The following is a 9564-nucleotide window of genomic DNA, read 5'->3' as shown; positions in this document are numbered from 1 at the left end:
ATCAAGGATAAAAGGTTTAATTCCAGTATGAATCGAACCATAGTGGAATTGTGATTATCTCTGCCAATCTTATCTCTTTGTGTTTTTCAATTAGTATGAATCGAACCATAGTGGAGTTGTGATTTTATCTTTTCACTATCACATTTTAATTGTCTTATAAAGTATGAATCGAACCATAGTGGAATTGTGATTGGCAAGTGAAACTATATGAGAGTAATTTTTTTCTACGTATGAATCGAACCATAGTGGAATTGTGATTCTCGCCCAATTTCAAATAAGTAATTTGAACAATTTGGATGTATGAATCGAACCATAGTGGAATTGTGATTTTGTTCTCTTTATCAAGGATAAAAGGTTTAATTCCAGTATGAATCGAACCATAGTGGAATTGTGATCTATTCAAGCCATTTTCTAATAATGGAGCTATTTTCAGTATGAATCGAACCATAGTGGAATTGTGATTAACATACATAAATCATTATATTAGAGTGAGTTAAGTAGTATGAATCGAACCATAGTGGAATTGTGATTCAACCTCCTCAACATAAAATTTAATTTTCTTTACGGTATGAATCGAACCATAGTGGAATTGTGATTTCATTTTCTTCCTCCAGATTGTTGTTAACAATTTTAGTATGAATCGAACCATAGTGGAATTGTGATCATAGCATCTGTAATAATTTCAAATCCATTGCTTAGGTATGAATCGAACCATAGTGGAATTGTGATTTTAAGAATTTCATCATCATAAGCCTCGAGTTCTATTATGAATCGAACCATAGTGGAATTGTGATAGTACCTCCATTTGTGTTATACTGTACTCCAGGCGGTATGAATCGAACCATAGTGGAATTGTGATATTTGATTTTTCCTATCTCTATGATTTTTTCACCAGGAGTATGAATCGAACCATAGTGGAATTGTGATATTTCTACTTCGAAAATTATTTCAAACACTTCATTATTGTATGAATCGAACCATAGTGGAATTGTGATTCAACCTCCTCAACATAAAATTTAATTTTCTTTACGGTATGAATCGAACCATAGTGGAATTGTGATTTCATTTTCTTCCTCCAGATTGTTGTTAACAATTTTAGTATGAATCGAACCATAGTGGAATTGTGATATGCCTGCACGAGCAACCTTTAATGCTTTTGTTAAATGCGTATGAATCGAACCATAGTGGAATTGTCCGATAGGCTTAACAGCCTATCGAGATCTTCGTGGCTAAAGCCACTTCGATGATTTAAATGATATGAGATATAAACGCTAATATTAAAGTGTGAATCGAATCCGACTTCGTCGGGACAAGCCATAGTGGAATTGTCCGATAGACTTAACAGCCTATCGAGATCTTCGTGGCTAAAGCCACTTCGATGAATTAAATGATATGAGATAAAAAGCCAATATTAAATATGAATCGAATCCGACTTCGTCGGGACAGGCCATAGTGGAATTGTCCGATAGGCTTAAAAAGCCTAACGAGAACTTCTTGGCTAAAGTTAATTCGATGAATTATATGATATAAAATAGGATTGAAGTTTATATAAGAAATGAATTGAATTTATTTACTTCTAACAAGTTTACCTAACCATATTATCAACATTTCATAAAAAATGAGTTGTTTCTTCACAGATGGGTAAGTCTGGTAAAAGGGGATAAAATAGTAAAGCTAAAATTATTGTAGAGAAGGTGTTAATTTTTTTAACACAGACAAAAATGTCTGTGCAACATTTTATCCGATCCAAGATATTTTTCACTCCATATAGATTTGGCAATTTCAATTTAAAAAAATCGCCTGGAGGAAGGTTATATTTTTTTTTAATACAGGTGGGCTTGAATTTACCCGCATCAGGAGGGTTCTGAACAATAGATTGATAAGCAATTTTGGAAATAAAAAACCTGCTTGGATGCAGGTTGTTATTTTTGTGAGCGCGGGTGGGCTCGAACCACCGACCCTTTGCTTAAAAGGCAAATGCTCTACCCCTGAGCTACGCGCCCTTTTTTGTTCTCATAATTTTGAGGCACAAATATAATTTTTATAAATAAATTTTCCAAATTGATGAGATTCTAAATAAAAATATTTCTCAATAAAATAAAATCTATATTTTAATATAAAAAGTTGAACTAAAAATTTATTAAGAATATAAAGATATTATGTTAATTCAATTTTATTTATAAAACATAATATCACATCTAATTCAATTCATTCTTATATTTGCATAATAATTTTCAATAATTATTCATCATACTCTAAATATGAATATTCAAACCAAGAAATTATCTTACCCAAAAGAAAAAATTAAAATACTTTTGTTGGAAAACATCCACGAAAACGCATTGGATTATTTTAGGAAGAATGGCTATACAAATGTTGAATGTCTAAAACATGCTTTACATGACGAAAATCTGATAGAAAAAATTAAAGATGTCCATATAATTGGTATAAGATCAAGGACAAATATTACTAAAGATGTATTGAAACATGCTAAGAAATTAATTGCTATTGGTTGTTTTAGCATAGGAACAAATCAAGTTGATTTACACACTGCTAAAATGAGAGGTATTCCAGTTTTTAATGCTCCATTTTCTAATACAAGATCGGTTGCAGAATTAGTAATTAGCGAATGTATATTTTTAATAAGAGGTATCCCGGAAAAAAATTTTTATGCACATCAGGGTAAATGGCTAAAAGAAGCAAAAAATTCATACGAGGTTAGAGGGAAAAACATTGGAATTGTAGGTTATGGTCATATTGGATCACAGGTTTCTATTCTTGCAGAAAGTCTTGGAATGAATGTTTATTATTATGATATTGTGAAAAAGTTAAGTCTTGGAAATGCCAAAGCTTGCAATTCGCTTGATGAACTTTTACAGATTTCAGATATTGTTACTCTTCATGTACCTGAAACTGAATTAACTAAAAATATGATTACAAAAAGAGAATTGAGTTTAATGAAGAAAGGCTCTTATTTGATTAATACATCCAGAGGGACTGTAGTTAATTTGAATGATCTTGCAGAAGCAATTGAAAATAAACATTTATATGGAGCAGCAATTGATGTTTATCCTGAAGAACCTGTTTCTAATGGCGATGGCTTTAGTTGTGTTCTTCAAAAATATCCAAATGTAATTTTAACTCCTCATATTGGAGGTAGTACAGTAGAAGCTCAGGAAAATATAGCTCTCGAAGTATCAGAAAAATTGGTTAAATATTGCGATATTGGTTCAACAATCGGGGCAACTAATTTTGTAGAAATTTCTTTAACTCCTAATGTAGATAAACAACGTTACCTCCACATTCATCATAACCGTCCTGGAATTTTAAACAGGATTACAAAAGTTTTTACTGCAAGAAAACTTAATATAGGTGCTCAATATTTACAGACAGATCCTTACATTGGCTATGTAATTATTGATATAGATAGTAAAGAACATCCAAAAGAAATTTTGAAAGAATTAAAAGCAATTCCAGGGACAATTAAAGCAAGAGTCTTATTATAGTTTTTATTTGGAATTAGCATCTCAATTTATAATAAGTTCTTAATGATAAAAAAGTGAATTTCTTCTTTATTTTACCATAATCATTTTTCTTGTTAATATGCCTGACGGTGTATATAAACTGTAAAAATAAATTCCAGAATTAATGTTATTCCCTTCAAAAGTTATATTATAACTACCTGGATTTTTGTATCCATTTGTAAGTACTGCAACTTCTTTACCAAGTATATCATAAACTTTAAGTGTGATGAAACTCATTTTATTTAAGATAAAACTTATGATTGTTGAAAAGTTAAATGGGTTAGGATAATTTTGATTCAGCTGGTATCCTTCAATATATTCAGATCTATTTAGTTTAGTTGTAGTAGATACAAATTTATAAATCCTCCCTCCTGTATAGTCTGCAAAATATAATTCATTATTTTCATCAACTCCGAATGTAGAAATATTGTAATTGGTTTTGAATAATAATTTATTCGTAGCAACATTATTCTTGTATTCCAATGCCCAAATATTTCCAGAAACAAAATCGGCATAAATATATTTTCCATAAAGTTCACTGACTTTATTACCTCGATAAACATAACCACCTGTTATAGAATATCCACCATCCTGATTGTGACCATATTCCCAGATTGGCATTGTTAGATTTGTTGTATCGCAATTTGTTTCTGGATTATAACAATGAAGTCCTTCCATAATTCTCCAGCCATAATTTTTCCCTTTTTCAATAATGTCAATTTCTTCCCATAAATTTTGTCCAACATCTGCAGCCCATAACTTTCCAGTTAATTTATCGAAACAAAAGCGCCAGACGTTTCTAAGTCCCCACGCATAAATTTCTTCTTTTAAACCATTTGTGTTACCTTTGAATGGATTATCATCAGGGATAGAATAATTTTTATTGTTTGATAAATTATTAACATCTATTCTTAAAATTTTTCCAAGATGTGATCTTAAATTTTGGGCATTATTTTGTGGATCTCCTGCAGAACCTCCATCACCTAAAGAAATGTAAAGATAACCATCTGGACCAAAAGCAATTTGACCACCATTATGGTTTGAGTAAGGTTGATTAATTTCCAGTAAAATTAATTCACTGTTTTTATCGGCTTCATTGGGATTATTTTTATTTACTCTAAAACGCGAAATGATTGTTCGACGAGGATTGTTTGTTGTGTAGTCAACAAAAAAATATCCATTATTCTTAAAATCTGGATGAAATGCTAAACCGAGTAAACCCTGTTCTCCACCATATAAAACTTTTTCGGAAATATCAAGAAATAAATTTGCAGTTGAAGTATTTGGATTATTTTCTATGACAAATATTTTACCACGCTGAGTTACTATAAATAATCTATTGGTGCCATCATTTGAACTCTGGATATCAACTGCTTGTTCGAATACTAAATTTGGGAAAGCATTTTCAATTTTTAATTGTGCAGGAATAGAATTACAACCAGAGATTATAGCGAGAAAAAAAATGATATAAGATTTCATGTTTTCCCCGTTACATATTTTTTATAAAAAACAATTTTCTAAAATAAAAGTTCTACTTTTAATGAAATTATATCAAATTATTTTTTGATAATATTTAGCATCTATCTTATTACATTTATATCTTTGTAAAACATTCATAAACAACTGGAGGTGGAACTATGAGATTATTAAATAAAAATTTCGCACTATTAATTTTATTCTTACTTATAAATTCATTTTTAAAAGCTTCGGACGATACAGTTACGAAAGTAGAAAATTTCAAGTTGAAAGACTATAACGGGAAAGAGTATCAATTAAATGATTTTAAAAACTCAAAAGCCATTGTAATTATTTTTGTTGCAACTCAATGTCCTGTTTCAAATGCATATAATTCAAGAATGGAAAAATTGTATGAAGAATTTAAAAACAAAGGAGTAGCATTTATTGGAATTAACTCAAATAAACAGGAAAGCATCGATGAAATTAAAGAGCATGCAAAAGAGAATAATTTGAATTTTGTTATTCTAAAAGATGTAAACAATATAATAGCAGATAAACTTAATGCTAAAGTTACCCCAGAAGTTTTTGTTCTGAATCCTGAATTCGAAATTCTCTATCATGGTAGAATTGATGATTCAAGAAAGGAAGAAGAAGTAAAAAGTGAAGACTTAAGAAATGCTCTAAATGAAATATTAGCAGGAAAAAAAGTATCAACAACTGAAACAAAAGCATTTGGTTGTACAATAAAAAGGGTTAACTGATAATGAAAAAAATTCTGGCTCTTTTGATTTCAATTTTTTTTGTTATTGGGTTTAATCTAATTGATAATGATATACTGATTGACAAAATAGATAAACCTAAGTTGCAAAAGTTAATTAAAGAAAGAAAAGGGAAAATTTTGTTTCTAAATGTTTGGGCTACATGGTGTGTACCATGCCGTGAAGAATTTCCATCAATCGTAAAATTATCAAATGAATTTAAAGATGTTGAGTTTGTTGGTATAAGTGTAGATTTTCCTGAAGAGATTGAAACAAAGATAAAACCTTTCCTTAAAAGAAATAATGCTAATTTTCAGAATTATGTTAATTCTTTTAGTAATGATGAAGAATTAATAAATACATTGAATGAAAAATGGAGTGGTGCAATACCAGCTACTTTTATTTATGATAAAAAAGGAAAACAGATTTATTTTATTGAGGGTAAAAAATCTTACGGGGAATTTAAAAAGTATTTAGAGAAAGCAAGGCAGTAATTGTCTTGCTTTCTATTTTGATCATTTTATTAATTCAAACTCATCGAATAATTTACCATTTACAGTATATGATTTGTAACTTAATTTATTATTATTAATAGATATTACTTGATAGAGCTGAACATAAGAATTCAATTTTGCCAGTAAGTCTTTATAGTTTGGATTAGTGTCGTACTGTTTTGGACCTGATACAGAAGTTACATAGACTGTACCACTGGAACTAACTTTCCCATTTCTGATTTTATGTGTTCTTGCATAAGTATGATCGTGTCCCTGCAAAACCAGATCAACTTTATATTTATCGAAGATTGGCATAAAAGAATCACGAGTTTTTGAATTGTCTCTACCGCTACCTGTTGAATAAACTGGATGATGAAATGTTACAATTGTCCATTTATTTTTATTTGAAGATAAAATTTTATCTAACCACTGTGCTTGTTCTTCTAAATTATAATTTGAATTTAGAACAATAAATCGAACTCCCTGATAATCAACATAATAGACCGACTCTTTCATATTTTCCAGTCCATTTTCTGGAAGAGTAAACATTTTTTTCCAGAGTATATAATCATTAATTCTTTTCTTTTTGCCATCAACTAATTCAATTGTTAAATCGTGATTGCCAACAGTCATTATTGAAGGAATCATTTTATGAATAAAACCTGAAGCTTCGAACCATTCATCCCATTGACTCTGTTCAGGTTCATCAGTTAAATCTCCTGCAAAGAGCCAGAATGAAGCATCTGGACATCTACGAAAAGCTTCGCGAAATATTCTTGATACATCTTCTCTTATATCATTTTGTGGATCGCCAAAGTAAACGAATTTAAAAGGCTGGTTCGATTTACTTGCTGTAATAAATTGATTCCATTCACTCCAAATTGTGTCCGAACCAACACGATAAACATAAAGTGTGTTCTCATATAAATTTTGTAATATGGACGAATAGAAGTATGTGATTTTACCATCTTCAGAAATTAATGAATCTATTGATGCACTTACAGAATAAAGATTCTTCTTGAATTCGATCCATTTTGTTGAAATAGCAAATTGAACCTGTGGATTAGAATATTTTTGTTTTGATTGCCAGGTTATAGCAATGCTATTATAAGGAGTGTCTGTTAAATTAAGAATAATTTTTTCAGGTAAGTTAGTTTTAGCATTAATAATAATATTAAGTACAAAGAATAAAAAAATGATTTTATGAATTGCGTATTTCATAATTCACCTTTCATAATTTTATTTGTGTATTTAAGAATGTCAAACTTTTTTTTACATCCATTATAATTCATGTAACGAATTTTTCCAAAAATTGGTTTTTCGTCCCAGGCTCTATCGTGTACTCCACCAATTGACCAGGCAATGCCAGTATATCCATTTGGATCTCTTCCATCAAGCTCATATTTGTCATTTAAATATATTGCATATTTTAAAGCAGTTTCTGGTGAATCTGTCCATTGTAAAATTTTTTTTGCCCAGTACATTCTAAGGTAACTGTGCATTTTTCCTTTTTTTAAAATTTCCATTTGTGCAGCATTCCAGAGATCATCATGTGTTTGAGCATTTTCGAGTTCTTTGAGTGAGTAAATATATTCTCTTTTATCTTTACGATGTTCATTTAATGTTTGTTTTGCCCAATAAGGAAAACCTTCGAATGAATCATATTTTTTATTGAAGTAACAAAAATTATCTGCTAATTCTCTTCTTACTATTAACTCTTCGAGAAAAGATTCTTTAGATTTAGAATGTTGTGTTCGTTTTAAAATTTCAAGTGCTACACGTTGAGCAGAAATTTGACCAAAATGTAAATATGGTGATAGATTTGATAGAACATCTTCGTTAGGATCATTTCTTTTCTCTGCATAATAAGGAAGTTTTTCTTCGATAAATAAATCAAGCATATTAAATGCTTCATCTTCTCCTGGTAAAAGCCAATTTACTTCTTTTACATTTTTATCAACATTTAATTTTGAATAAAGTTCATTCCAATTAATTTTATTATCAAAATAATTTGTTTTCATTTTTTTTATGGTGGGAAATTCATCAAGAAATTCTGGTAAAAGTTTATGAATTTTAGGTCGTATGGTATAAGCAGAGAATTCTTGTTTGTTAGAAACAATTAAACATGGCACTATATTATGTGCATCAACTTCATGAAATGGTATATTAATTTTTTCTGCAACATGCTTTTTCCAGCGTCTGACAATCTTTAAAGGATTAAAATCTGCAATTAGTAACGAAGCATCAGATTCTTTAATAAATTCTGGAATTGTTTCTTCTGGATTACCAACTAATAACTGAAAGTTTATATTAAGTTCATCACAGTATTTCTTAACTTTTTTTAAGCCTTCTATCATAAAAGAATATTGACGTATTGTTGCTCCTAAGAAAGATGAAACTAAATTAAATGTAACAATTAATGGTACATCATTTTCGAGAGCTTTGGAGTAGGCATAAATTAAAGCCCAGTTATCATTTACTCTTTGATCTCTTTGCATCCAGTAAATTACAGGACCGCTTTTAAATGTATTGTCTTTTAATTTTCTAATTCTTCCGGTAAGAGCCATAATTAGTCACGTAAGATTGAAAAATAAAGATAAAAAAATTAAATAGACAGAAAATCATCTAAATATTAGAAAAATTTAAAGCAAATTATTATTTTTATTTAGTCTAAATAAATAAATTATGAAACCAATATATATTTTTGTCGTTAGTAAATTCTTACTAACCTACTATGCAATAAATTACGTATTGCAAGAATTGGAAAAAATTAAAATAGAATTCATTCCAAATAATGATAATACACTAATTGATAAAATTCGTTCTAAAAAACCAGATATGATTATTGTTGAAATTGTTATTAGTTATGATATTATTAAATTATTACGAGAAATAAAAAAAGAATTTCCGAAACTTAAAATAATAGTTTTAGTTGATGCTTCTGATATAATTAAATTACCAATCCTTTATGATATGGAGCTAAATGGTTATATTTCAAAATATATTACAAAAGAAGAATTGCAAATAGCTTTAATAAAAATTAATAATAACGAAAAATACTTAAGTAAGGATATAAAGCTAGTTATATATGACTTTATATTAAAGAAAAAGTTATCAGAAAATTTAAGTCGACGTGAGCATGAAATTCTCTTTTATATCGTAGATGGAATGAGTAATAAGGAGATTGCAAGGTTACTTAATATTAGCGAGTTTACTGTAATGACTCACCGAAGGAATATAATGCGGAAACTTAATGTAAAAAACACATCACAGCTTATCATCGAAAGTATAAAAAGAGAATTGGTAATTTTAATAAAAGACAATTAATAC

At 29.1% G+C, this 9564-nt stretch carries 7 protein-coding genes, 1 tRNA gene and 1 CRISPR repeat array; of the genes, 4 read left to right on the top strand and 4 right to left on the bottom strand.

Annotated elements, in window-relative coordinates; all coding sequences use genetic code 11:
• Positions 1–25: 25 nt before the first annotated feature.
• Positions 26–1197: direct repeats of the CRISPR family, unit length 30 nt; unit sequence GTATGAATCGAACCATAGTGGAATTGTGAT.
• Between the two features lie 734 nt (positions 1198–1931).
• Positions 1932–2003, bottom strand: a tRNA-Lys gene (locus VJY38_RS11855).
• A 258-nt stretch (positions 2004–2261) separates the two neighbouring features.
• Here VJY38_RS11855 and serA point away from each other — a divergent pair.
• Positions 2262–3506, top strand: a complete 1245-nt coding sequence (gene serA / locus VJY38_RS11850) for a phosphoglycerate dehydrogenase (RefSeq protein WP_353680926.1) — start codon at positions 2262–2264, stop codon at positions 3504–3506.
• A 66-nt stretch (positions 3507–3572) separates the two neighbouring features.
• Here the strand turns inward: serA and VJY38_RS11845 are convergent, their stop codons facing one another.
• The gene (locus tag VJY38_RS11845) at positions 3573–5003 is read right to left on the bottom strand and encodes a PQQ-dependent sugar dehydrogenase (protein ID WP_353680925.1); all 1431 of its coding nucleotides are present in this window, start codon (positions 5001–5003) and stop codon (positions 3573–3575) included.
• A gap of 158 nt (positions 5004–5161) precedes the next feature.
• On the opposite strand from VJY38_RS11845, the gene VJY38_RS11840 reads away from it, so the two are divergent.
• Positions 5162–5743 (top strand): thioredoxin family protein, encoded by a 582-nt coding sequence (locus VJY38_RS11840; protein ID WP_353680924.1) that lies wholly within the window; start codon positions 5162–5164, stop codon positions 5741–5743.
• Between the two features lie 2 nt (positions 5744–5745).
• Positions 5746–6234, top strand: a complete 489-nt coding sequence (locus tag VJY38_RS11835) for a TlpA family protein disulfide reductase (protein WP_353680923.1) — start codon at positions 5746–5748, stop codon at positions 6232–6234.
• Between the two features lie 21 nt (positions 6235–6255).
• Here the strand turns inward: VJY38_RS11835 and VJY38_RS11830 are convergent, their stop codons facing one another.
• Both VJY38_RS11830 and VJY38_RS11825 read right to left on the bottom strand, forming a co-directional pair.
• Complete coding sequence (locus VJY38_RS11830) at positions 6256–7455, bottom strand: purple acid phosphatase family protein (RefSeq protein WP_353680922.1); 1200 nt, start codon at positions 7453–7455, stop codon at positions 6256–6258.
• Positions 7452–8801: a deoxyribodipyrimidine photo-lyase gene (locus VJY38_RS11825; RefSeq protein ID WP_353680921.1), complete on the bottom strand. Its 1350-nt coding sequence runs from the start codon at positions 8799–8801 to the stop codon at positions 7452–7454. The genes VJY38_RS11830 and VJY38_RS11825 overlap by 4 nt, the downstream gene beginning before the upstream one ends.
• A gap of 118 nt (positions 8802–8919) precedes the next feature.
• Between VJY38_RS11825 and VJY38_RS11820 the strand changes: the two genes are divergently transcribed.
• Positions 8920–9561: a response regulator transcription factor gene (locus VJY38_RS11820; RefSeq protein WP_353680920.1), complete on the top strand. Its 642-nt coding sequence runs from the start codon at positions 8920–8922 to the stop codon at positions 9559–9561.
• Positions 9562–9564: the final 3 nt, after the last annotated feature.

The organism is Rosettibacter firmus, assembly GCF_036860695.1.
Taxonomy (GTDB): Bacteria; Bacteroidota; Ignavibacteria; order Ignavibacteriales; family Melioribacteraceae; genus Rosettibacter; species Rosettibacter firmus.
This window is presented reverse-complemented; position numbering and strand designations above follow the sequence as displayed.